Genomic DNA, 24522 nt, shown 5'->3' on the forward strand with positions numbered 1-24522 from the left:
GGATACTAGCACGACCGCGCGAACCCAGTAAAACCTTGATTCCGAAGCCCGCTTTGGACATACCGGGGATCAGGTGGATTCGGCGAGCGCCTCCTCGGCGCTGATGCATTTCGCCCAATCCGCATCGCAACGGATGGTGACCGGATCCGGATTGGCGCCCGTGAATACATCGGGGTGCGCGCGCTTGTTCGCGAAATCGAACCCCGCGTAAACCTCGTAGTCGCGCAGAGACCGCTCCCGCCCGAGGCCATAGGGTCCCAACGAATGCCCCTGCCCGCTGTAGATGAGCCGGTCCAGGCGCTCGAAGGCTTCCCGGTTGCGCTGCTGAACCACCGCCTCGCCCTGCTCCCAGTGCCGGCGCGGCGGCCCGTTGGTATGCAGCATGTGCCAGACCACCACTTCGCTGGGCAGAAACAGGTCGTAACCCCAGGTGTAGGAGCGCACCGTGACGTTGAATTCCTCGCCCCAGTAGTAACTCTCCGGATCCTGCGGCACCTCGACGCACCATTGCCCGCGGCTGAAGGCGAAATTGCCATTGATGAACCGGGTGCGGCCCGGTGTCTGCTGATTCGGCGGACCGAAGTCGAACCAGGGCGACCAACCGGAACGTGCCTGCCAGTCACTGACCCGGGTGGTGGGAACCCCCATCTCGAACCTGCGGTGCAGCACACCCTCTTCGTCGTAATGAAACAACGGGGCGTTCATCGTGATGACGGGCTTGCGGGCCGGCAGCGACTCCAGCATGTCGATCAACCGATCATCCCACCCGGGTTCGAATTTCATGTGCGAATCGACCTGCAGGGTGTAGGGCTCACCGCGCCAGAGCGACTGGGCCTGATTACGCGCCCAGGGTCCGCCGCGGCTTTCGGCGACCGTGCGGTCGATAAAGCGAAAACGCGGGTCGGTGCGGAAGCGGTCCACATCGATCGGATGATCCGGGTCCCGTTGCCAGCAGATGCCGAAGCTCAGGTCCCGCGGCCGCGCCGCCATCGCCATGCAGTCGTCAAGCGTACGCGGCAATTCCGGGTCCGCGTAAGCAGCAATGGCAACAAAAATTCGGGGGGTACCGTTCATGGCTGGAATTCGGCAGCGCACACGCGCCGCGTGGTCTGTCGGCATCAGACTCGGTACGATACCGGCAATCCGGGCATGAGTCACGCCGCGAAAACGAGGCGCCCCAGGGCGAATTCCGCGAACAGATGAGCGATTCCTATTACCATCGATTTCCTCCCGGCGGTTTTCCCGGTGCCGGCAATGAGGACATTCGTTTCTCGTCGGCCGAATGGCTCGATCGGCCAGACCATGTGGCAAAGCACAGGAAATGGCAGGTGGAACGGGCGCAGGCACTGCGCGACTCCTTCGAAGCAGGCCGTCCAGAACGCCAACGGGAACTGCGCGGCCTGCTCAAGTACCGGCACCGCTTCAACACCGTGCTGGCCATGACACTGAACCGGGGATTCTCGGACCTGTTGCTCAACTGGGTCGAATCCTGCGACCGCCACGGAATCGAGGTTCGATCGTGGACCCTGATTGCCGCGATGGACGAGGAAACCGCACAGCAGTTCGAGGCTTTGGGCTTCACGGTTTACCTCGCGAGCCCGGCGTACGGCCAACACGATCCGGACGCGGCCACGGTCTTCGGCGACCGGATATTCCGCGACATGATGTTTCCGAAAACCGCACTGGTTCAGGACCTGCTGAACATCGGCCACGATGTGTTGTTCCAGGACGTCGACCTGGTCTGGAAAAAAGACCCGGGCGAATTCCTGCTGCAGCCCGAACGGAACATCCTCGATGCGCAGTTCATGTACGACGGCCCCAATCCCAATTACGCGCCGCTGCACGCCAACAGCGGATTTTTCTTCCTCCGCAACAACGAACGCAGCCGCACGTTCTGGCAGCAGGTCTTCGATCACTTCGACAAGGTCTACGCCTACGGAGGACAGCAGCGCCACGTCAACATGCTGCTGGTGAACCGCTATTTTCGTGGGCTGCGCGTGGACATTCTGCCCGAGGCGGACTTCGCCAACGGCCACCTGTTCAGCCGGTCTGACGTGGACCGGTTACCGCCCGATCCGTTCGTCATTCACTGCAGCTGGACGCAGGATCTGCAGCACAAAATGGAGAAATACCGTCTGGCGAACCTCTGGTATCTGTAGGCGGCGGCGCTCGCATCACCGCTTGACCACTGCGGGCCGCAGCGCTGAAGATGCCGGCTTGTGCTGATTCCGACAGGAGAACACCCTTGAAATCCGTACTGGTATGCGGTGCCGGCGGCTTTATCGGCTCCCACCTGGTCAAGCGCCTCAAACGGGAAGGATGCTGGGTGCGTGGTGTCGACCTGAAGCACCCGCCTTTCTGCCCCACCGCCGCCGACGATTTCATCCAGGGTGACCTCAGAGACCCGGCCCTCTGCGCCGAAGCGTTCGATCGCGAATTCAGTGAAGTCTGGCAACTCGCCGCCGACATGGGCGGCGCCGGCTACATCTTCACCGGCGACAACGATGCGCAGGTGATGCACAACTCGGCGCAGATCAACCTCAATATACTGGAAGCCTGCCGGCAGCACGGAGCCGGCCGCGTGTTTTATTCCTCTTCCGCCTGCGTGTACCCCGAACACAATCAGACCGACCCGGACAAGCCCACTACCGAGGAAGGCACGGTCTACCCCGCCGCACCGGACAGTGAGTACGGCTGGGAGAAACTGTTCAGCGAACGAATGTACCTGGCCTATGGCCGCAACTACGGGATGCCGGTACGCATCGCGCGCTACCACAATATCTTCGGCCCCGAGGGCGCCTGGAACGACGGGCGGGAGAAAGTGCCGGCCGCGGTGTGCCGCAAGGTGGCCGAAGCAGCGGACGGCGGGTCCATCGAAATCTGGGGCGATGGCCTGCAGACCCGCTCTTTTCTGTACATCGACGAATGCCTGGAGGGCAGTCTGCGGCTGATGCGTTCGGCCTGGCCGGGGCCGGTGAACATCGGGTCCGACCAGATGGTTTCGATCAACGAACTGGCTCGCCTGGCCATGCGCATCGCCGGAAAGAATCTGTCCCTGGAGCACGTTCCTGGCCCGCTGGGTGTTCGCGGGCGGAATTCCGACAATCGCCTCATTGCCCGAAAACTGGGTTGGGCGCCATCGCAGCCGCTCGAGGCAGGACTGAAGAAAACGTATGCCTGGATCGAACAGCAGGTGATGAGCGGGCAAGCCACCGCCCATCGACCCAGGGCCACGATACCGCCGTAATTCCTTCATGTCCCTCGATTAATTTTGCCGGATGGACTGAAGTACACTCCAAGTTAGGTTATAGTCGTCTTCGTCTGTGCGCCGAAACGGGCACATCACTATCCTTCGACTAGCTGGCATCCTGGGGTCACGTCATGAACGCGATCAAGAAAATCACCCTGATTAGCGCCGTATTAATGAGCGCGAACGCATGGGCTTCTGTAGAAATCGTGGGTTTTACGGTGAACGAAAGTGCCGGCACCGGAACCTGGGATGTAACGGTCACGCCCGGTCAGGAAAACCCGGCCGGCGCGGGCGTCGACGTGCAACTGGATTACCAGACCCGCGACGGAACCGCCGAGGACGAAAACGGGGATGACGATTACAAGTCGAAATCCGGCACCCTGGATTTTTCCAGTGACAGCACCCAGCAGATCACCATCGATATCGTGCAGGACACCAAGATCGAAGGGGATGAAACTCTCTACGTGGACCTGTTCGAAACGCCGGGCGTCAAAGAAAATCCCGCCGGCCCCGCTGAACCTGCGGCCACCGGCACCGGCACCATCATCGATGACGACGTCACCCTGACGGTACTGGTGCAATTCCCGGGCGGCGACAACCCTCCGGTTGAAATCTTCCTGGATTGCAACGGTAACGGAACGATCGACGACGACACCAAACCTGTCGTCGGCGGCATGGTCACCTTCGATGTGACCAACTACACCGATCCGCTGAACTGCACGGCCGTGCCCGTGAATACGCCATCGGGTTACGCCGTATCATCGAGCGACTGTGATCCGGGCCTGGATGATCAAAACACCCAATGCAACATCGCTTTCGCCGAAACCCGAGTGACGTTCACGGTGCAGAAGCTGTTCATGGACGGCAACGACAACACCGACGTGGAGCTGAACATCAGCTGCAACACCGGTCTGCCGCTGGACCAGTCGCGCACCGCGACCTTGAAGCCCGGCCCGCTGGGCTCGCCCCAGACCTACGAGGTTGAATTCGTCGTACAGGACTTCGACGACGGCGAACTCGACTGCACCGTTTGGGAGACGCCCGTTCCCGGCTACATCCCGTCCTACAACTGCGACAACGACGTGGGCGGCACCTGTGACGCCGGTGACGAATTCGATGTGTACAGCGGCGCCTTCATCGATGGCGATGTCGACGACTACTTCGACGGACCCTGCGTGTACGAGAACCTGTCACCGAGTGGCGGCGCTGACCAGTCCAACTGGGACACCCTGTGCGTGATCCGCAATTACCCGGCACCGGTCGAAGTCGAAATCGACAAGCTCTGGGTGATCGAAGGCAGCAGCACCCTCGACGGAATCAATCCCGACTTCCAGGTATTCCTTGGTTGCGACTCTCAAATCATCGACGCCGACATCGGTTCTGTTTCGCCTGAGCCGCCCGCCGAGTCCCCGCAGGGTGGTGCGTACCCCTACTGGGTCGAGTTCGATGTCAACTTCCTCGCGGAGCCGACGGACCTGGCTCTCTACGCGTCGGTGATTCCGGGCTACCCGTCGTCCAGTTGCACGGTTGATGAAACCGTTTGGGATCCCGCGGTCGAGGTGGACAACAACTGCGGCACATTCGAGATCAGCGTCGGCAACGGCCGCCAGTGCACGATCACCAACACGGTGTTCTACGAGGGCATCCCGACCCTGAACCAGTACGGCCTGGCATTGCTGGCCCTGCTGATGCTCGGAGTGGGCTTCGTCGGCTTCCGCCGCTTTGCCTGAGCACCTTTCCTGATAGCGGGGTCAGGGCAGAAATTCTGCCCTGACCCCCAGCCTTTCTGTTCGATACCCTGTTCGAGCTAACTGTCGATCAACTCGACGGACCGGGTGCGTTCGGGCCGTAATATCCGCTTATCAATCAGATACACCAGGAATGCGACGGTAATGGCGTCGCAGGCGGGAATGGACGTCAGCCGAAAATATCCATAAGTCGTCATCCAGGCAACAACCGTCCCCATGGTCCAGGCAAGGAATGCCGCCCAGGCGATCGGCGGCTGCGCCTTGAGACGCTCGAGCTGATAACTACGACGGTGCACGAAAAAGTAGTCCGCAATGTAAATGCCGGCGACAGGCGGAATAGAAATTCCCAGGAACAGCAGAAAGTCGATGAAGTAGTGAGTAACGCCAACCACTGCCAGCACCGTACCCAAACTGCCGGCGAGCAGCACCAGTATCCACAGGGGAACCCGAGTGAAGATGGTTTTCAGAACCAGGGCATTGGAGTACAGGTTGCCGGTGTTTGTGGTCCACGTAGCGAAAATCAGCACCACCAATCCGACAGCACCGAAGCCAAGCGCAGTCAGAATACTGATGAAATTCTTCTCGCCGGAATGGATCGAGACGACCGCCAGCATGAACAGAATCAGCGGATAAGCCACGCCGAAATGCAGAACTGCGGCCAACAGGCCGTGCGCCGTATTGCGAACGTACCGGCAGTAATCCGGCAGAATAATGGCGCCGACGATGAAACCACCGATTACCGCGGTTATACCCTGACCCAGGGTCATGGTGTCACTACTGTAGGCCGCCAGGCTGGAAATCGTGGCGTCGGCCAATGCCCGTGTGACCAACCACAACAGGGCCGCGAACAGCAACGGGACCGCTATCAGGGCGAGCTTGTCGATGGCTTTGAAGCCGAAGATCGTGGTGGCGATCACCAGGCCGGAACCGACCACGATCAGGGTATCGAGGTCGGCGGAATAACCCCACATATCCTGGACCGCCTGGTAGATGGACTCACCAAAAAACGAGGCCGTAACGGCGAACCAGCCGAAGATCGTAATCGAGATAATACCGTTCACGAGCTTCGCCCCGCGCACCCCGAACGAAAACTCGATGATCATGTAGGTGGTCAGCCTCGACTGAGCGGCAATAACCGCCGCCAGGCAGCCAATCATGCACAGGAAAGCGGAACCCACCGGGATGGCGACAGCAACATCGGCCAGCCCCATCGCCAGACCGAGCTCGGCCCCTGTGAGAAAGGCCGGTATCGTGATCGCAATGCCGATCAGCACCAATGCGACACGCAGCCCGTGAACAGTCTCTCCCGCAGGAACCGCTTCAATGGAATGATCATCGCGCGGCGCGTGAAGGTGCTGCGCGCCCACCTGCGGAGCCGGCGCCTTGTTTGCTGACTCGTCTGCGGCGCCCAAGACTATGTGTTCCGCCCAGGCGGGATCACCCGGGGAGTTTTCACGGGTTGAGCTCTTCGATCGGCTTGAATTCCTCTTTGTAACCGAAACCGCCCGGGCCAAACACGGCCAGGCATTCGGGACGGCGCATGATCGGCGCTGCGCTGAGCCCCACCACCTTGATGCGCTGGCCGTACTTGAGCCGTTCTCCGGTAATGGGTTCCGCCGTTTCGGCATCCAGAATGCACAGCAGGTCCGGCACCATCGTCACGGTCTTTCCATTATGACGCGCCGCCAGGTATTCATTCTGCATTTCCACCACCATGACATCGTCCGGGTTACCGTTGGCCTCCATGGTAATGGTGCCGAAGTGCCAGGCGTCGCGAATCTCGTGCACCAGATCCACGATCTTGCCATCGAACAGGAGGCGACAGTGCCGGCCCTCTTCCGGCCGATTCAGCAGCGCCAGCAAACCGTCAAACGGATTGTCCAGTTCCTCGCGGGATTCGCGAATGCACTTGCCGATGCTGTAGCACAGCGAAATCGTGTCGTGCACGGCGAAGTCCTTAACCTGCCGCCCGGTCATCGGGTACAGCGCAGAATACACCATCGCGCCGAGGCTGGAGGATATGGCCCGGCTCATCATCTCGGCGGTCGCGTCGTCACGTGATTGCACGATCGCCATATTGCCCAATTCGTCCATGATCATGACCGGACTTGCCGGGCAGCCGTAGACGCTGAAGGTCACCAGTTCGAGCTTTGGAAAGGCGCGGCCCATGCCGTCGGCGTCGATCAGCGGCAAATCCCGCTGCGCGGCGACCCCGAGCGTCATCACGGAATTGAGTCCACCGATTTCCGCCGAGATCAAAGCGTCGATCGAGTAGCCCAAATGTTCTTCCATGCGGTCCATCAATTCAGACAGCAATCGACTGGACAACAGATGCTCCACCAGCACCGGTGGAGACCCGATACCACACACGGACAGCACTCGGGCATCGTCGTCCAGTTCATCAGCCTTGATCACACGCGGGTAGCGGCCCTTCAGGACTTCCTGTTGCAGCATCAACTGGCCGACGTAGGGGTCGCCACCACCACCCACGCCGAGGAATGCCGCACCGCGGGCCATGTCACGCACATCCTGCTTGTTTCTGATCTCCATGTGATTCAGTCTCCCGTCGCCAGGTCGCCAATGGCCCGAATTTTCAGGCTCACCGCATTCGCCTGCAGATAGGTCATCTGCATCTCCTCGATTTCCACGACCTTGACGGTTTCGGGTATCCCCCCGGCCTCGACGACATCGCGTTTCACTTCCTCCGACACTTGCCGGATCACTTCATCCCGGCCGGAATCACCGTACTCGACGATACGCTTGATCCGCGCCCCCACCTGGCCGATCGCCGCGCCGATGGCATTGGCCACCGAAGCGTGCTCCGGGCGATGCAGTTCGGACACACCCTTGAGCGAACGTGATACCAGTACATGTCCGCCGCCCACCAGCACGGCCGGCACTGCCCTGGCGCTGGTCTTCATGCGATCGAGCGCGGTTTCAATCTTGCTGTGCATGTCACTCAGTGCATTCTCCACCAGCTCGGACGGCAGAGTGCTGACGGCGCTCGCGTCGCCGATGTCGGCTTGACCAGAGGCAACCGCGATGTCGGTGGCCGTCAACGTTGATCCTCCAAAAATCCTCGCTTCCTGCAGAATGCGATAACCAACCGAGGCAGGACCTACGGTCACCTCGGCATCCCCCGCGACGATACTGCCGCCGCCGAGCCCGATGGATAGCACATCCGGCATGCTGAAATTGGTGCGCACCCCACCAATATCGTTGGCGTCCGTGGTCTCGCGCGGAAAACCGTGATGCAAAAAGCCGACGTCCGTCGTGGTCCCGCCGATGTCGATAACGACCGCCTCTTTGAGACCCGACAGAAAACCCGCGCCGCGCATGCTGTTGGTGGGCCCGGCCGAGCACGTCATGACGGGGTTTTGCTCGGCCGCTTCCGCGCTCATCAGGGTACCGTCGTTCTGCGTGACATAGAGCCGGCCATTGATGTCCAGCGCGGCCAGTGATTTTCGGTAGGAATCGATGACCTGGCGCGAAAGTCTCATCAGCGAGGCATTGATCACGGCCGCGTTCTCACGTTCCACCAGGTTCAGGCTGCCAACCTGGTTGGACTGGGTGATGGCCACATCCGGGGCATATTCGCGGATGATGGCAGCCGCACGTTCCTCGTAGTCCTGGCGAATGGGCGCGAAAATAGACGTGATCGCAACCGCCTCCAGACCTTTGTCCCGAATGTCTCTGGCGGCTTTGACCAGGGCCTCCTCGTCCAGGGGCATGTACTCGGCACCCGTGTAGTAACAACCGCCGCCGACCATGTAGATGTGTTCGCCAATGGCGGCGCGCAGATCGTCCGGCCAGTCCACGAGCGGTGGTATGCCTTCGGACAGCGGCAGCGCGATGCGAATGATCGCCACTTCCGACAGATGCTTGCGCTCAACAAACGCATTGATGAACTGGGTGGTTCCCACCATCACAGAATGAATGTCTGAGACCGGCACTTGTGAATCGTCCAGCACGGCTCGGATCGCCGCGACCATACCGCCGGCGACATCCTCCGTGGTCGGCCGCTTGGCCGAGGCCAGCACCCGGCTTCCCTCCATGATCACGGCATCCGTATTGGTGCCGCCAACATCAACGCCTATGCGCATGCTTACAACTCCTTGATCGACTCGGGACATGCCAACTCATTCCACACGTGGCCGCAGCAGAATTTTGCCGGTCTTCCGCTCCAGGCTGGAGCGAATCGCATCCCCGACACGCTCGAAAGGAAACACCTCGGCGACCGCCGGCCTCAACGCCTCGTTCGATCGTATGTGTTTCCACACCGCGTCGAAGATGCGTTGCTTGACGCGATCCGGCGTATCCGGCAACCACCAGTTCTGCAGCGAAAAGCCCCGAATACTCAGGCATTCCAGCGGGATGTGACATGTGGTTTCAAACGGGACGGTGAACGAACCTCCGCCAAGTACGCCGTACACGATGATGGTGCCGTAACGCGAAAGTGTGTTCAGCATCAGCGACGCGAAGACACCGTCGCCCACGGCATCGAGCGCGCCTTTGATGCGCGCGCCATCGGCAATGTCATGAATCTGTCGCTGCAATTCCGTGGCGCGGCTGCCATCAGACGGGCACCACAACACGTGTTCGGCACCCGACTCGGCCCGCAACTCCTCAACCTGCTCTTCTCGCCGCACCAGGTTGATGGTGTGGATGCCGAGTTCCTCGGCCAATGCGATGACCCACCGCCCCACGGCCGATCCGGAGGCATTTTGCACCAGCCAGTCGCCTTCGCCGAGGCCGAGTTCCTCCAGCATCATCACGTAAGCCGTGACCGGTATGACCATGAACATCGCCGCCGTGGCGTCGCTGACGTCTTCCGGCACGGCAATGACGTTTTCGCGCCGGACCAGCAGGTACTCCGACCATACGCCATCGGCTTGATCCCAGCGCCCCCACGGGGCCCAGCAGCAGACAAACACGCGCTGACCCGTTTGGAAATCACCTGCCAGATTCGCCCCGACTTCTTCCACCCGCGCCACGGCTTCGATGCCGGGTACGAACTGATCGCTGTCCGAACCGTCCGCAGCGCCATAGCGTTTCGGCACCAGTCCGGCTGCGCACAAGACGTCACACGGGTGAACCGGCGAGAGCAAAGTCCGTACCCGCATCTCGTCGGGCCCGGGTTCGGGAAGATCCGGTACAGACACCGCCTTGAGATGATCGGCCACGGATTGGTCGGGCCGCTCTGCGATGGACTCCAACCGGACCTGCTTGAAGGGCAGTTGCGCTCTAGCAGGAGGCATGTTCAACACGCTACCTGCCACCAGCTCGCACGGCAATGCGCGATGCAGACAGGCCGGCGGTGATTTTGGACAGCCCCCACTGCAACGGGCGCACAGGGCACCTGTCCAAAAAGACAGAGCAGGCCGGCCAAAGCCATGGCTAGCGCGGGGTAATTTCTTTACGATACCCGGGATAGCCAGAGCCGGGCCCGCGCACCGCAGCCAACAGACCGTCCCATGAAACCTGCCACCGCCACAGACAAACCCGCACTCTTTCCGGTTTGGCTCCTGCACTCCAAGACATCTCCCACCCGGCAACGCGTCGATCTGCTGGAACGTCCGTCGCTAACGCTGAAGCTGCACCAGGCGCTTGATGCGACTGTTTCGGTCATCCATGCGCCGGCCGGATACGGCAAAAGCACCCTGCTGAGTAACTGGCGCGACCTGCTGCTCGCCGAAGGCCACACGGTATGCTGGCTGTCCCTGGACAGACAGGACAATGAGGCGCTGCATCTGCTGATCTACATCGCCTTTTCGCTGGTCGAAGGCGGTGTGGCATTCGATTCCGACAGCGCCGGCTTCGACCGCACGGTGAGCGAACTGTCAGAACGCGATCTGCTCAGCCTGATTATTCACTGGGCCGCCGAACACCCGAACCAGGTCGTGCTGATACTCGATGATTTCGATCATCTCAAGGCCGAAGTCATCGATTCCGTCATCCACCCCTTGCTGGAATATGCCCCTGACAATCTGCATATCGCCATCGCCACCCGGGACGACAGCCATTTGAAAGTTTCCAGCCTGGAAGTCAAAGGCCAGGCAGTCCGATTTGGCGCCAGCCAGCTCCGCTTCACGCCGATGGAGCTGAATGACTTTCTCGCCGATGAACTGGATAACCAGACCATCCAGAAGCTGTTCAAGGTGACTGAAGGCTGGCCCGTGGCCATCCAGATGATTCGCAGCGCGGTCCAATCCGAAAAAGACGTCGAGCGCATCATGGACGACCTGACGGGCGACGCGACCAACATTGCGTCCTATCTGTCTGAGGAAATCCTCAGCAACCTCGATGAGGGACTGCGGGATTTCCTGATGGATATCTCGCTGGTCGATCGTATCGACACTGAGTTCGCCGATTACCTTCGAGGGCAGCCCGGCAGCCATGTCCTGCTTGGCAGGGCCCGGGTGCTGGACACTCTGGTGCTGCCAGTGGACACGATGGACGGCACATTTCGATTACACCCGCTGTTCCGCGAGCATCTTTACGAACGACTGGCCGCGAGCCGTCCCGACCGGCTGAAGACCCTGCACCTCAGTGCGGCCGACTGGTTTTCCTCTCGCGAAGATCTGGTCGAAGCGGTGCGCCACTGCGTATTGGCCGGAGAGCCCGAGCATGCCATCGGAATTATCCAGCGCGTTGGTGGCGTGATGATCTGGTTCAGGGAAGGCTTGACGCGGCTGCGCGCCGTAATGCGCTTGTTGGAGGACCAGGCCGTATTCGATGACTGGCGCCTGGCGATGATTCGCTGCCTGCTGTACATCAAGGACGGTCAGGTCCACCAGGCACGACAGCTGTACGACTCAGTAACCGCACGCGCCGACATCGAATTCGCCGGACTCTCCCAGCTTGGCGCCGACGACCAGGTCGATGAATTTGCCATCCTCGAGATGGGCATATCCATCTACGAGGGCAAGCCGATCTCGCAGGCCTCATGCCGACAACTGGAAGCCCGAGTCGCATCCCTGGACGAAAAGGAATTCGCCATTCGAGGCAACCTGCTCACGTTTCTGTGTGTGGGATATCTCCAGCGAGGGGAGTTCAGCGAGGCGCGCCGCTACGGTGAACTGGCCATTCCCGCCTTCATGGCCGCAGGGTCACTGTATGGCACGGCTTACATCCATTTTCATCTGGGCGACATCAGTTTTGCAGAAGGCAACAGCGAAGATGCCGCGCGGTCATACGCCGAAGGCCTGGATCTCGCCAGGAAGCATTTCAACGACGATCAGGGCATGAAGCTGGTGGGCAGCATCCTGACCTCGGAACTCAATTACGAGCTGGGCGACGTGGGTTCAATTCCCGCCATCGCGCGCTCCATCCCAAAATTGCTGGAGCGCCACGAAGCCTGGTTCGACATCTATGCTGCCGGATACTCGGCCTCGTGTCATCGAGAATTGGACGACTATGGCATCGACGCCGCCCTCGCCATTGTCGATCGGGCCGTCGAGTACGCGGAACTCAACCGGCTGTTCCGGCTAACCCGCCTGCTGGCCTGCCTGCGCATCGAACTTCTGCTGCGAGCCGACAAGATCAGCGAGGCCCGCAGTGTCCTGCAGCACTCGGGCATCACCATCGGGGACTACATGTCCGAAGCCGAAGACCAAATCGCCTGGCGCGAACGTGATACAGCCGTGGCGGCAATTTCGCACCTGCTGATCTGCGAAGGCCGGCTGGAAGAAGCCCTTGACCAGCTCCGCCATTTCTCACGTCAGGCGCGGCATGCCGGCCACATGCGTGCGCGCATGAAATACCAGCTGCTGCTTGCGATCGCGCATGGCCACCGTGACGATGCGACTGCCAGGGATCATCACCTCGAAAGCGCGCTGGAACTGTACGAACGGTCCCGTTATGTCCGGCCCTTCCTGGAACACCAACCCGAATTGAAGGTCGCGCTCACCGCGTATCTCTCCGAAACCGCCCAATCAACAGGTGCCCGGCATCACGAAAGCGCGCAGCAAATACTGGAACGGCTCGAGGACGCACGCACCAAGGATGTCGAAGAAGCGCTGCTCAGTCCACGGGAGCAGGAAGTCCTGCAAGAACTCATGCAGGGATTCTCCAACAAAGTTATCGCGCGCAAAATCAACGTGTCCGAGAGCACGGTCCGCTTCCATCTGCGTAATATCTTCGTGAAGCTCAATGTCACCAGCCGGCTGCAGGCAGTCACGGTAGCGCGCCAGCAGAAGCTGGTGTGAGACCGGCTCAGGTTTCGTAGCCGTACTCGCGGGCCGCCTGTTCGGGAGTAATGTATTCGTTCTTCAGGTCGCGCGCGACGAGATCGCGGGCACGCTGGCGCGCATCGCCGAAGCCACCTCCGGTTGCGGTCGTCAGCCGGAAGACTTCGCCCCGCTCCGCGCGCAGCCCGGTGACCATGTGGTGGCGCTCCACGCTGCCATCGTTGCGCAGAACCTGCAGGTAGTTATTGGAGCCATCCTGCCCTCCGCGCAGCCCCCAGGGACGTGAAACGGTACGCGATGCGGCGTAGGTGATACGGGCTTCGTCACCCAGTACACGGTAGTCCAGCACCACACCCTTGCCAGCCCGGTGCTGACCGGCGCCGCCGTCTTCGTTGTGCAGCGCATACTGCTCCACCTGCAGACCGTAGCGGCTTTCGAACAACTCTACCGGCACGTTGTAGGTTTCGCCGTTGCCACAGCTGAACTGACCACTGTCGCCATCGCTATCCAGCGAAGCACCCCAGCCCCCCACCAGTGGCTCACCGAAAACAAAAAACTCGCCGGTATCAGGATGAGTTCCCGAGATGAAGGTCGCGCCGACCGAACGCTGATGCCCGGCCGGCAGCCGTTCCGGGACCGCGTTTGCCAGCGCCTTCCACATCACATCGATGGATGCAATCAACGGCTCGTAGTAAAGCGAAACCGCCGCAGGAGATGTTGCGCTGAGTACCGTACCCTCCGGGCATATGACCTCCAGCGCCCGAAAGCAGCCACCGTTGGCCGGAATGTCCGGATTGGTCACGGCCTTGAACAGGCAACGCGCACCGGTCACCAGTCCGATGTAGGAGCAGTTGATCGGCCCCGGCGCTTGCGGATCGGTGCCGGTGAAGTCCGCGATCATCCGTTCATGCGTGATGGTTATCGCTACCTGGATACGGAACGGGCCGTTGCCCAGGCCGTCATCCTCGACCACGTCCTCCGCCTCGTAACGCCCTTGCGGAAGGGCCGCCAGTTCCAGCCGCGTCATGCGCTCGCCATAGTCCAGCAGATTTTCCATGGCCAGCAACAGATTCGCCTGGCCGTACTTGTCGGCGAGCTCCAGGATACGCCGCGCACCGACCCGGGCGGCTGCCACACCGGCATACATATCACCGATCGTGCTCTCGGGCAGCCTGACATTGGTTCGAATCATGCTCACCAAGGCCTGGTTCACGACCCCCTCCTCGAACAACTTGAGGAAGTGAAACTGGAGCCCTTCCTGGAATATTTCGGTGGCCTCGGTCGAAGCGCTTCCCGGATTGGCACCGCCGAGTTCGGTCCAGTGCGCCTTGTTGACCGCCCAGGCGATCAAGGTGTCTTCATGAAACACGGGCACGATGATGACGACGTCGGACAGGTGACTGCCGCCACCTTCGTAGGGCGTATTGGTGATGAACACATCACCGGGCCGCACGTCGCCGGCCGAGGGATAGTGCTGCAGGGTGCTTTGGACCGCGGTATCCAGGGTCGCCAGAAATGCCGCGATGCCGTTGCCCTGAGCCAGCAGTTCACCGTCCGCGCTGGTGATGCCAACTGCGAAATCCGTGGTCTCGTAAATGATCGGACTCATCGAGGTCCGGATCATCGCGTTGAACATTTCCTCACCGACCGCGACCAGTGCGTCCTTGATGATCTCTTCGGTGAACCTATCCATTTCCGTCCGCCACGAAGTCCATGTGAACATGATAATTGCCGTAGTCATCGACCAGCACCCGGTGCCCGGGCTGCACCACCAGCGTCACAGACGGCTCCTGCACCACGGCCGGACCCGTCAGCTCCATGCCCGGCTCAAACGCGAGCCCGTCGTAGATGGCGGCATCGTGCACGCCGTGCTGGTCGAAATCAACGCGGCGATTGCCCAGCACGGTGTCCTCCAGGGTCCGGCCGGTACGCGCCCTGCGCGCCAGGTCCGGTTTTTCCACTTCGACCATCGCGACCAAATGGAAATTGACAATCTGCACGGCGTTGTCCAGCCGGTAGGTGAACTGCTTTTCGTGCGCCGCGTGAAACGCGTCGGTGCAAGCCGAAAGATCGGGCCGTCCCTCCGCGTCGTGCGAAAGGCGCACGTTCACGGTGTGCTCCTGGCCGACATAGCGCATGTCGACCCACTGTTCGAAAACGAGCGCTCTGCCCGCGTCCTCGTCACCGAGCGCGATTCCGCTGTCACTGAAATCCTGCCGGGCGCGATCCGCGAGCTCCGCGAATCCGGTCTTGACGCGGTCGCGTGCACCGGCGTCGAGTGTCAGCGGGCGGGTCAACAGATAGTCCCGTCGCAGGTCGGTCAGCAGCATGCCCCAGGCCGAAAACACCGCCGAATTGGCTGGTACGATGACCTTGGGAATCCGCAGTTCTTCAGCCAGAGCCACGGCATGCATCGCGCCACCGCCCCCGAAGGCGACCAGCACGAACTCCCGCGGATCGAATCCCTTGTTTACCGATATCAGGCGCAGCGCATTCGTCATGTTGGCGTTGGCAACACGAACGACGCCACGCGCCGCCTCCTCGATATCGACGCCCAGGCGCTCGGTCAGCGGCGCGAATGCCGCCTGTACCGCGTCCCAGTCGGGTTCGACCTCGCCGCCCACGAAACTCTCCGGATCGATGCGCCCCAGCACCAGATTCGCATCCGTGGTGGTGGCGTGCGTGCCACCGCGACCGTAAGCTGCCGGCCCCGGCATTGCGCCAGCCGACTGCGGGCCGACATGGAACTTGCCACCCTCGTCGATCCAGGCAATGCTGCCTCCCCCATTGCCGATCTCGACGATTTCAGAAACCGGAGTCTGAATCGGGTAGCCCGGATCGGTGGGGGTTTTCTCGATGTGATACTGGGTGGACACGCGTACATTGCCCGCTTCCACGAGCGTGCACTTGGCGGTGGTGCCGCCAATGTCGAGCACAATGAGATTGGGCTCACCGATTGCCCGCCCCAGCCACGCAGCGGCGTGAATTCCGCTGGCCGGACCGGACTCGACCATGGAAACCGGATTGGCCTTGGCCGCCGCGGCCGTCGTGATGCCGCAGTTGGACTGCATCATGTACAGGGTGTCTTTGTAGCCACCGCTGGCAAGGCGTCGCTCCAGCGACTCGATGTAACGCCGCGCGACGGGATGCACATACGCCGACAGCACCGTGGTGTTGCTGCGCTCGTACTCACGCCATTCCCGGCTGATCCGATGGCTGGCCAGCACCGAAACCTCCGGCCACAGCGCTTTGATACGCTCCACGACATGGCGTTCGTTTTCCGGATTCAGGTACGCGTACAGGAAGCACACCGCGATGGCTTCCACGCCCTCCGCACGGAAATATTCCAGCAACTCTGGTAACGGGTCGAGATCGGGCTCGCATTCGATTTCGCCCTTGTAGTTGACCCGCTCACGCACTTCTGCGCGCAGGTGACGCTCGACGAAGGGCTGGGGTTTGCGAAAACGGAAGTTAAACAGGTCCGGCCGATTGCCGCGTCCTATTTCCAGCACGTCGCGGAATCCCGCTGTGGTGATCAGCGCCGTGGGTGCACCCTTGCGCTCGGTGATCGCATTGATGATTACCGTGGACCCGTGGGCGAAGAAATCCAGCTCGGCCAGCGGTACCCCGGCCTTGGTCAGCGCATTCATGACGCCTTCCTCGAAGCGAGGAGGTGTCGTGTCGGTCTTGGTGCTCTTTACTTCACCACAGCGGCCGGTGACGGGGTCGACCTCATAGTAAACGAGATCGGTAAAAGTCCCGCCGACATCGCTGGCCGCTCTCATGTCACGCCCGGCTCAGTCCCAAAGGTCCGGCATGGGGTAGCCGGTGATGGCCTTTTTTTCTGGCCGTGGGTAAATGAATTTGCTGTGGGTCAGACCGGTTTTCACCAGCGAATCGGCCACGCGTATGGTCAGCGGAATCGCATCGATGACGGGCACCTCCAATCCCTCTTCGCTCAAGGTACCGGCGATGACCTCAGCCAGGCCCATGAACCCGGTACAACCCAGCACGACGGCGCCAGCGTGATCCTCACGCACGGTTTTGATGGCTTTCTCGGCCAACAACCCGCCCAACTTGTCGACATCGTGGCAAATATCCAGCACCGGGACATCGACGGCTTCGAAGGCCGCGTAACTACCGGCCAGGCCGTAACCGCCGACGATGTGGTCGAGCATGGGGCGCAGGCGCTCCAGCACCGTGATGAAGCTGAAACGGTGACCGAGCATGGCGGCTGTGTGGCAGGCCGTCTGGCACGGACCCAGCACCGGGATGGACACCGCTTCGCGGCATGACGCCAGCCCGGGATCACCCATGCAGTCGATGACGATGGCGTCGGCGCCGTCCCGTTCGGCTTCGATGGCGAGCCGGATGGTATCCGGGATGGCCAGCGCCTCGTCGAACTCGGATTCGATCGAGGCGGGTCCTCGTTCCAGCAGGCTGTTGGTGACTTTCAGGTCAGATCGCTCGCAGGCATTGAAGTCTTCCTCGGTGCGGAACCCGGTCGTGGTAATGGGCGTAATGACATGGATCGTGGATTTCATTTCTGTGTTCCTCGGGGGCTTGCCGATGAGGTCGACGATTCTGGCAGATTCTCGATCGGCACGAATGCGTCTTCGAGGCCGAAGGCCTGTGGTCCCACCACGGCCAGCGCCTCAGGCGTTCTCAGCACCGGCGGCGCACTGACGCCGATGACGCGGATACGCTGGCCATACTTCAGCGCTTCGACCGGAATGGGTTCGGCCGTTTCACTGTCGACCATACAGATCAGATCCGGCACGATGGCGCGCACCTCGCCGTTTTCGCGCGCTACCAGGTGCTCGTTCTGGAACGTCACTTCCATGACGCGGTCCGAGCTGTCCAGCGCGGACAGCCGGCAATGACCAATCGCGAAGCCTCGCGTCGTTTCACGCCGCAAGTCGGTTACCTTGCCGGTGAACAACACGCGGCACTCCGAATAATATGGCGTGGTTCGCAGGTGCCGGATCAACGCGTCTATCGGGTTGCCGTTGTGCCGGCCGCGCGCGATGGCCCGTCCAATTTCCAGTGCCAGGCTCATGGTGCCGTGGACAGCGGTTCGTTTCATATCGGCACCGCTCATCGAATAGGATGACAGGATCACGCTGCATCCCATCTCGATGGAGGCGACGCGCACCAGGTCTTCCGCCCGCTTCGCAGTCCCGGTGTCCACGACCAGAGAATTGAGGTGATCATCGGTGACGACCAGCGGCGTGCAGGACACGCCGTAAATATTGAACGACACCATCTGGATTTCGGGGAATGCCCGACCCATGCCGTCGGCATCGACCAGCGGCAGATCACAGCGCGCAGCGGCCATGATCGGCAACATCGAATTCACCCCCCCGATCTCGACCGGCAAGATGGCATCTATGGACCGGCCCAGGTATTTCTCCATGCGCCGCACCGCGAGATCGACATCATCGCCACAGGCCGCCTTTTCGGTCAGCACCGTCGGCGCGCCCAGCATGGCTACCGTACAGAGCTGTGCATCGTCCGCCACATCTTCGGGTGCGACCAGTTCGGGCATGCCGAACTCCTGGATGGCATGGGTCGCCAGCATGCGACCGACGTAAGGGTCTCCCCCACCACCGGTACCCAGAAAGGCCGCGCCGCGGCCGACGTCTACGAGGTCCTCGATACTCAGTTTCATCGCCCGCCCCCCTGAGCGCCCTTGGCCTGCACCGCCTCGCTCGCTTCCAAAGCCAATGACCCCGCGACCTTGACCCGCAGCCGCACGGCACCACCCGGCACGTATGCCAGGGGCACTTCCTCGATGTCGAGTACTTCCACACTTTCCGGCCGGGCACCGGCTTGTACCGCCTGCGCAACCGCTTCCTGACGGGCCTGATCCAGTGCGGCTTCGCGGCCGGTGTCTTCATACAGGAAAACCCGGTCGGTTTCGCCGCTGACCTGCGCGATCGAAGCTCCGATGGCGTTGGCCACGCCAGCGTATTCCGGAACGATGACCTCGGATACCCCCGGAATATCACGGTCGATCAGCACCGACCCGCCACCGACCAGTACCAGCGGCACCGGATCGGCGCTGACTTTCATGCGATCGACGCCGTCGGCGACGATGCGATGGATGCGCTGCACCGCAGCCTCGACCAGTTCGGGTGAAAGGTGCTTCACCTGCGCCGGATCTCCAAAATCGGCATAGTCCGCGGCCACAGCGATATCGCTCGCGGTCAGTGTTTCCCCACCAAAAATCCGTGCCTTCTGAGGAAGTTTGAAACCTACGGAACGCGGCCCCACCCGAACTTCTCCGTCCGCTTCCACCACCAGCGAGCCGCCGCCCAGTCCCAGCGCCATGACATCCGGCATGCGAAAATTGGTGCGCACCCCGCCGATATCCACCGCCACGGACGATTCCCGTGGAAATCCGCTGTTCAGCATACCGATGTCCGTCGTCGTACCGCCGATATCGGCTACCAGCGCATCCTTCAGGCCCGACAGATAGGCCGCGCCCCGCATGCTGTTGGTGGGTCCCGAGGCGAATGTCAGCACGGGGTAGCGTTCGACGAAATCGGCACTCATCAGCGTGCCATCATTTTGAGAGATGTAGAACGGCGCCGCGATATCCAGTTCTCGCAACGCCGCGCGGAATGACTCGACAACCCGCTGCGAAAGCTCCGCCAGGCTGGCGTTCATGACGGCCGCGTTTTCACGCTCCAGCAAGCCGATGCGCCCGATCGTGTGCGACAGCGTCATGGAAACATCCCCCATGACGTCCGCGACAATTTCGGCGGCACGCTCCTCGAGGTCGCCGTTGACCGGTGAGAACACTGAGGAAATGGCCACCGTCCGAATGCCTTTGGCTTTCAGCTCGCGGGCAGCCTCAGCCACCGCCTTCTCGTCCAGCGGCGAGTTGAGCCGACCGTCGAACTGGTAACCGCCACCCACCAGGTAGCGATGATCCCCAATTTCCGCGAGCAGGCCCTCCGGCCAGTCGATCAACGGCGGTATTCCGCGTGAGGCCGGCAACGCGACACGAATGATGCCGACATCGAGCAGGTTTCTGCGCTCGACAAACGCGTTGGTGAAATGCGTCGTGCCGATCATCACGCACTGCACGTCCGCTGCGGACACATCGGACTCACCGAGCACGGTGCGGATTGCACTCACGATGCCGTCGCTGACGTTGTCGGTGGTCGGCTGCTTGCAACTCGCCACCACGGCGTCACCCTGCATCAGGGCGGCGTCCGTATTGGTGCCGCCCACGTCCACGCCAATTCTCATGATGTTCGCCTGGTCACAGGATACATATGGAGGTCTGCGGTAATCCCCCACTTCGCGCCCGAACCTTCATGGGCCGAAGCGGGGGCACAGCCAGTCAATCGAACAGGTAGGAAAAACTGACGCCGTACGTCCGTGGCTCACCGAAGATCTGGACCGGTCCGGCGACGCCGCCTGTGAACCCGCCGATGCGGTAATCCGTATCACCAAGATTACGGCCCCACATTTCGGCACGCCACCTCCCGTCCGTGGAGGTTACACCCACCGCTGCATTGAACAACCAGTAGGAATCTTCCAGCAGGAAAGGAGTTTCATAGATGTCGAAGAACACGTCGTCCTGGAAGTTGAAATCGCCGCGCACGAACCAGTAATGACTGCCCGCATCATGTACGACGAACTGCGCACGCCCGTTCAGATTCCACTTGGGCGACATGGCTGGCCTGCCATCAGGCTGTACTTCGGCAATAAAGGGGTCGACGATCTCGGCGTCCAGGTAGCCGACACCCAGCGCCAGATTCAGCCGCTCCGTCGGGGCGGCCGTCAGGTCGATTTCAAAGCCCAGCACTTCAGCATCACCGATGTTCTGCAGCGCAAACAGGTTTTCCACGCCGCCGGCGCCACCTTCAATGGTGCCCTGCGCCTGCAGATTCTCATAGTCGTAGAAAAAGAAGGCGGAATTGAGCTGCACGCGGCCGTCGGCCAGGGTCATCTTCGAACCCACCTCGTAGGCGAGCACGGTTTCCTCATCGAACGGAATGATGTTGGAAGGACTGAAGACCAGGGTTCCCTGAAAACCGCCCGACTTGAATCCTTTACTGATGCTGCCATAGAACAGGATGTCTTCGTTCAGCCGGAAATCAGCACCGAACTTGCCGGAAACCGCGTCGAAGTCCTCGTCGAAGGACGCTGGCGGAAACAACAGCCCGACTTCGTCCGGACCCGACTCACCCGGTCCTGGCATGACGCGCCACGGCGTAGTTACGTTGTTCAATTCTTTGTCTTCCTGCGTGTAACGCAGTCCGGCGGTCAGGTGCCACCTGTCCGCGACGTCCCACTCGACCTGGCCGAATATGGCTGCCGACTGGGATTTCTGCTGGAACGTGTTACCCAATTCATCGAGGGTCGCATACGAAGAGGGAACGCCGAACACGAACGGAGGGAAGCCTGCGCCGGTGACCTCGTAGATCGTGCCGTCTTCGATCTCGTCCTCACTGTAGTACAAACCGCCGACCCAGGTGACGGGACCGTCGCCGTTGGAAGCCAGGCGAAGTTCCTGCGTGAATTGGTCGATATCGCTGATCAGCACCTGGTCGATGCGCCCATCCGCGAATAGCCCGTCCGTATCGCCATACTCGAAGCGGTCCAACTGGTCGTAGCTGCTGACCGATGTCAACACCAGGTTGCCCAGATCCCAGTCGATGGTCAGTGCTGCCCCCTTGGAATCGTTGTCGCGGTATGGCACGCCATCGATGGTATCGATCGTGCCGGAGGAACTGTCGTTACTGCCGACTCCCGGTACGTTGAAGCTGTTGAGGCTCGAATTGTCTTTCCCGACGTGCACCTTCAAACGCACGTCTACCGAGTCACTGGGCGTCCAGTCGAGGATGGCCCGGGCGGACACGCGGTCATAACCACCGTGATCCTCACCGGTAAAGATATTTTCCTGGTACCCGTCGCTCTGAGTCGTGTTGAATGCCAGGCGGCCCCGGACGGTGTCACTGAGCGGGCCGCTGACGGCGCCTTCCACCATGTAGTAACCATAGCTGCCGATCTCCAGATCTACCGAGGCTTCCGGCTCCTCGGTCGGTGACTTGGATATGAACAACACGGCACCACCGGTCGTATTGCGACCGTACAAAGTGCCTTGCGGACCTTTCAAAACCTCCACGCGTTCGGTGTCGAACATCTGGAACAGCATCATCGCCGGGGAGGCGATGAACACCTGGTCCACGTACGAGCCGACCGAAGTCGCCTGATTGATTGCGTAATCGTTGACACCCACTCCGCGGATGGTGAAATTCGGGATGCTCGTTACCAGTTGGTTCACTGAAAAGTTCGTGGTTTGCGTAGCCACGTCGATGGGCTGCTGAAACCCGAGTTCACGAATGGTTTGGGCGTCGAAAGCCGATATGGCAATGCCGACGTCATTGATGTTCTGCGCACGCTTTTGCGCAGTCACGACTATTTCCTCGAGCATGCCCCGAGCCGGTCGCTGCTGTTCCTGTGCCACTGCTGTACCAGCCACTGCGCAAGCCAGCGCAACCGCCGCGCTGAGCTGAATTTTGATTGCCTTCCCGGTCACTCGTGCCATCGTTTTTCCTCTGCCGTTGGTCCGGATTCTCGCTCCCGTTTCCGGGATGCCCACGCGCGAGATTCCAGTATTCATGCGCGGATTGGAGCTCGTCATTCCAAACTACCGCTGGCTTCCAGGCCACATCAATCGAAAATTTGGACAGGGCAGGCGGCAATTTGGACAGCACGCGGAGCAGCACAGCGTGAAAACACCTGTCCTAAGCGACAGGTCGATGCTTTTGTTTCCCGCAATCAGAGCCGGCAAGAACCGTTCTCGCACGGGATGCACGCTGAATGATGTGGTTTCGAGCGAGTCACGCGGGAAAAATCAGTATTCACAACCGCGGACCATTTCTGATCCACGACGACGGCAAGGTGGTGATCTCGCCGCCCGGGCGGCTCAATCCGCCCTTTCCGGCAGGCAGGGCTCGAGGATGTCGTACAGATCCGGCCGGTGCCGGGCGATTTCCTCGACGCTCAGGCCTTCCAGTGAATGCGGGTACTTCAGCCAGGCTTCGGTTTCGTGCAGGTAGTAATCCGGCACCCGGTCGGTCTGATTACGCGTGGGTTTGTAGTACGGAACCGCCACGCGGATATCGTGCGGTGCGTTGCGCCGCGCCTTTTCGCGCAGATGCTCAATCACGGCGTTGATGGTATGGCCGGTATCGAACACGTCATCGACAATCAGCAGACGGTCTTCGTGGGTGATGGCCTTGATAAGGTAGTCCATGCCGTGAATGCGGATCCGGGACGAACGGTCATCGATGCCGGCATAGGACGAGGTACGGATGGCGATGTGGTCGGTCTCCACGCCGGACCGGGCCAGCAGTTCCTGCACCGCGATACCAATGGGTGCACCACCGCGCCAGATGGCAGTGATGAAGGTCGGCCGGAAGCCGCTCTCCAGCACCCGGGCACCGAGGCGGAACGAGTCTTCCAGCAAGTCCTGCGCGGACAGGTAAACTTTGTCAGTCATGCGCTGCTCTCGTGATGCCGTAGCCCGAACCCAGTGTACGGGCGGAATACGCGATCCGAAAGCCCGGTCACCGATTGGAGTGACGATGGTGTGGGCGATACTGTGACACAATCCCGCGCAGGCTGAAATGACCCAATCCGCACTCTGATTCCGGACCCGCAGGCGACCGACATGACACCGCAATCCATGCAGAAAACGTTTGTCAAAGAGGAAGAACTGCTCAACGATTCCTATCGGCTGGCGGTGCAGATCTGGCAGAGCGGCTTCCGCCCGGATTTCATCGTCGGCCTGTGGCGCGGCGGCTCCACCGTGGGCATCTACGTGCAGGAATGCCTGCAATACCTTGGCCAGGAAACCGACCACATCGCCATCCGTACCTCGTACCGCGGCATGGAGGACTACCTCAGGCGTCTGCACGAACCGCACATGATTCGGGTGCACGGCCTGCAGTATCTGTACGAGAACCTGAACCACGACAACGCGCTGCTGATCGTCGACGACGTGTTCAGCACCGGCTACAACGTCGAAGCCGTCATCCAGCGCTTGCGGATGAAAACCAAACGCAACATGCCCAAAGACACCCGCGTGGCGGTGCCGTTCTACAAACCCGGCAACAACAGGACCGGGCGTATCCCTGATTACTATCTGCACGAAACCGGGGAATGGCTGGTCCTGCCCTACGAACTGACCGGCCTGACACGCAGCGAGCTGCAGGAACACAAACCCTGGGTGTTGCCTCTTCTGGAACCGGCCGGGAAGCTCGCAGGGCCGGTGGATTGACATCAGCCTCACCGGCTGCGGTATCTGTCG

The 24522-nt window shown here is 61.0% G+C and carries 17 protein-coding genes; 5 read left to right on the top strand and 12 right to left on the bottom strand.

What is annotated here, in order from left to right; genetic code table 11:
* Nucleotides 1-69: 69 nt before the first annotated feature.
* Nucleotides 70-1074 carry a GlcNAc-transferase family protein gene (locus V3330_RS08630; RefSeq protein ID WP_354695006.1) on the bottom strand — a complete coding sequence of 335 codons (1005 nt, stop codon included), beginning with the start codon at nt 1072-1074 and terminating at the stop codon, nt 70-72.
* A 125-nt stretch (nt 1075-1199) separates the two neighbouring features.
* Here V3330_RS08630 and V3330_RS08635 point away from each other — a divergent pair, with 125 nt between their 5' ends.
* The 3 genes from V3330_RS08635 to V3330_RS08645 all read left to right on the top strand — a co-directional run bounded on the left by V3330_RS08635 (nt 1200) and on the right by V3330_RS08645 (nt 4980).
* Nucleotides 1200-2159, top strand: coding sequence for a putative nucleotide-diphospho-sugar transferase (locus V3330_RS08635; RefSeq protein ID WP_354695007.1), 960 nt, complete (start codon nt 1200-1202; stop codon nt 2157-2159).
* A gap of 86 nt (nt 2160-2245) precedes the next feature.
* Entirely contained in the window at nt 2246-3247 is a 1002-nt protein-coding gene (locus tag V3330_RS08640) for an NAD-dependent epimerase/dehydratase family protein (RefSeq protein WP_354695008.1), read from the top strand.
* 134 nt (nt 3248-3381) lie between these two features.
* Complete coding sequence (locus V3330_RS08645; protein WP_354695009.1) at nt 3382-4980, top strand: IPTL-CTERM sorting domain-containing protein; 1599 nt, start codon at nt 3382-3384, stop codon at nt 4978-4980.
* A 77-nt stretch (nt 4981-5057) separates the two neighbouring features.
* Here the strand turns inward: V3330_RS08645 and V3330_RS08650 are convergent, their stop codons facing one another.
* From V3330_RS08650 to V3330_RS08665, 4 genes are read right to left on the bottom strand one after another with little or no spacing between them, the layout of a single operon-like run.
* Nucleotides 5058-6410: a cytosine permease gene (locus V3330_RS08650; RefSeq protein WP_354695010.1), complete on the bottom strand. Its 1353-nt coding sequence runs from the start codon at nt 6408-6410 to the stop codon at nt 5058-5060.
* A 40-nt stretch (nt 6411-6450) separates the two neighbouring features.
* Nucleotides 6451-7548: an S-methyl thiohydantoin desulfurase family protein gene (locus V3330_RS08655; protein ID WP_354695011.1), complete on the bottom strand. Its 1098-nt coding sequence runs from the start codon at nt 7546-7548 to the stop codon at nt 6451-6453.
* A gap of 5 nt (nt 7549-7553) precedes the next feature.
* Nucleotides 7554-9101, bottom strand: coding sequence for a hydantoinase/oxoprolinase N-terminal domain-containing protein (locus V3330_RS08660; RefSeq protein ID WP_354695012.1), 1548 nt, complete (start codon nt 9099-9101; stop codon nt 7554-7556).
* A 36-nt stretch (nt 9102-9137) separates the two neighbouring features.
* Complete coding sequence (locus tag V3330_RS08665) at nt 9138-10256, bottom strand: zinc-dependent alcohol dehydrogenase family protein (protein WP_354695013.1); 1119 nt, start codon at nt 10254-10256, stop codon at nt 9138-9140.
* Nucleotides 10257-10472: 216 nt separating this feature from the next.
* Between V3330_RS08665 and V3330_RS08670 the strand changes: the two genes are divergently transcribed.
* Nucleotides 10473-13205 carry a LuxR C-terminal-related transcriptional regulator gene (locus V3330_RS08670; protein WP_354695014.1) on the top strand — a complete coding sequence of 911 codons (2733 nt, stop codon included), beginning with the start codon at nt 10473-10475 and terminating at the stop codon, nt 13203-13205.
* Between the two features lie 7 nt (nt 13206-13212).
* On the opposite strand, the gene V3330_RS08675 is transcribed toward V3330_RS08670, so the two are convergent.
* The 7 genes from V3330_RS08675 to V3330_RS08705 form a co-directional block, all read right to left on the bottom strand.
* Entirely contained in the window at nt 13213-14880 is a 1668-nt protein-coding gene (locus V3330_RS08675; RefSeq protein ID WP_354695015.1) for a hydantoinase B/oxoprolinase family protein, read from the bottom strand.
* Complete coding sequence (locus tag V3330_RS08680; protein WP_354695016.1) at nt 14873-16972, bottom strand: hydantoinase/oxoprolinase family protein; 2100 nt, start codon at nt 16970-16972, stop codon at nt 14873-14875. The genes V3330_RS08675 and V3330_RS08680 overlap by 8 nt, the downstream gene beginning before the upstream one ends.
* A 12-nt stretch (nt 16973-16984) precedes the next feature.
* Nucleotides 16985-17731 (bottom strand): aspartate/glutamate racemase family protein, encoded by a 747-nt coding sequence (locus tag V3330_RS08685; RefSeq protein ID WP_354695017.1) that lies wholly within the window; start codon nt 17729-17731, stop codon nt 16985-16987.
* The gene (locus tag V3330_RS08690) at nt 17728-18858 is read right to left on the bottom strand and encodes an S-methyl thiohydantoin desulfurase family protein (RefSeq protein WP_354695018.1); all 1131 of its coding nucleotides are present in this window, start codon (nt 18856-18858) and stop codon (nt 17728-17730) included. The genes V3330_RS08685 and V3330_RS08690 overlap by 4 nt, the downstream gene beginning before the upstream one ends.
* Entirely contained in the window at nt 18855-20447 is a 1593-nt protein-coding gene (locus V3330_RS08695; protein ID WP_354695019.1) for a hydantoinase/oxoprolinase N-terminal domain-containing protein, read from the bottom strand. The genes V3330_RS08690 and V3330_RS08695 overlap by 4 nt, the downstream gene beginning before the upstream one ends.
* A gap of 94 nt (nt 20448-20541) precedes the next feature.
* Nucleotides 20542-22623, bottom strand: a complete 2082-nt coding sequence (locus V3330_RS08700) for a TonB-dependent receptor (RefSeq protein WP_354695020.1) — start codon at nt 22621-22623, stop codon at nt 20542-20544.
* 513 nt (nt 22624-23136) lie between these two features.
* Complete coding sequence (locus V3330_RS08705) at nt 23137-23712, bottom strand: phosphoribosyltransferase (RefSeq protein ID WP_354695021.1); 576 nt, start codon at nt 23710-23712, stop codon at nt 23137-23139.
* A 171-nt stretch (nt 23713-23883) separates the two neighbouring features.
* On the opposite strand from V3330_RS08705, the gene V3330_RS08710 reads away from it, so the two are divergent.
* Nucleotides 23884-24492 carry a phosphoribosyltransferase gene (locus tag V3330_RS08710; protein WP_354695022.1) on the top strand — a complete coding sequence of 203 codons (609 nt, stop codon included), beginning with the start codon at nt 23884-23886 and terminating at the stop codon, nt 24490-24492.
* Nucleotides 24493-24522 lie beyond the last annotated feature (30 nt).

Origin of the sequence: Elongatibacter sediminis (genome assembly GCF_037892215.1) — a bacterium.
In the GTDB taxonomy this organism is placed as follows: domain Bacteria; phylum Pseudomonadota; class Gammaproteobacteria; order Xanthomonadales; family SZUA-36; genus Elongatibacter; species Elongatibacter sediminis.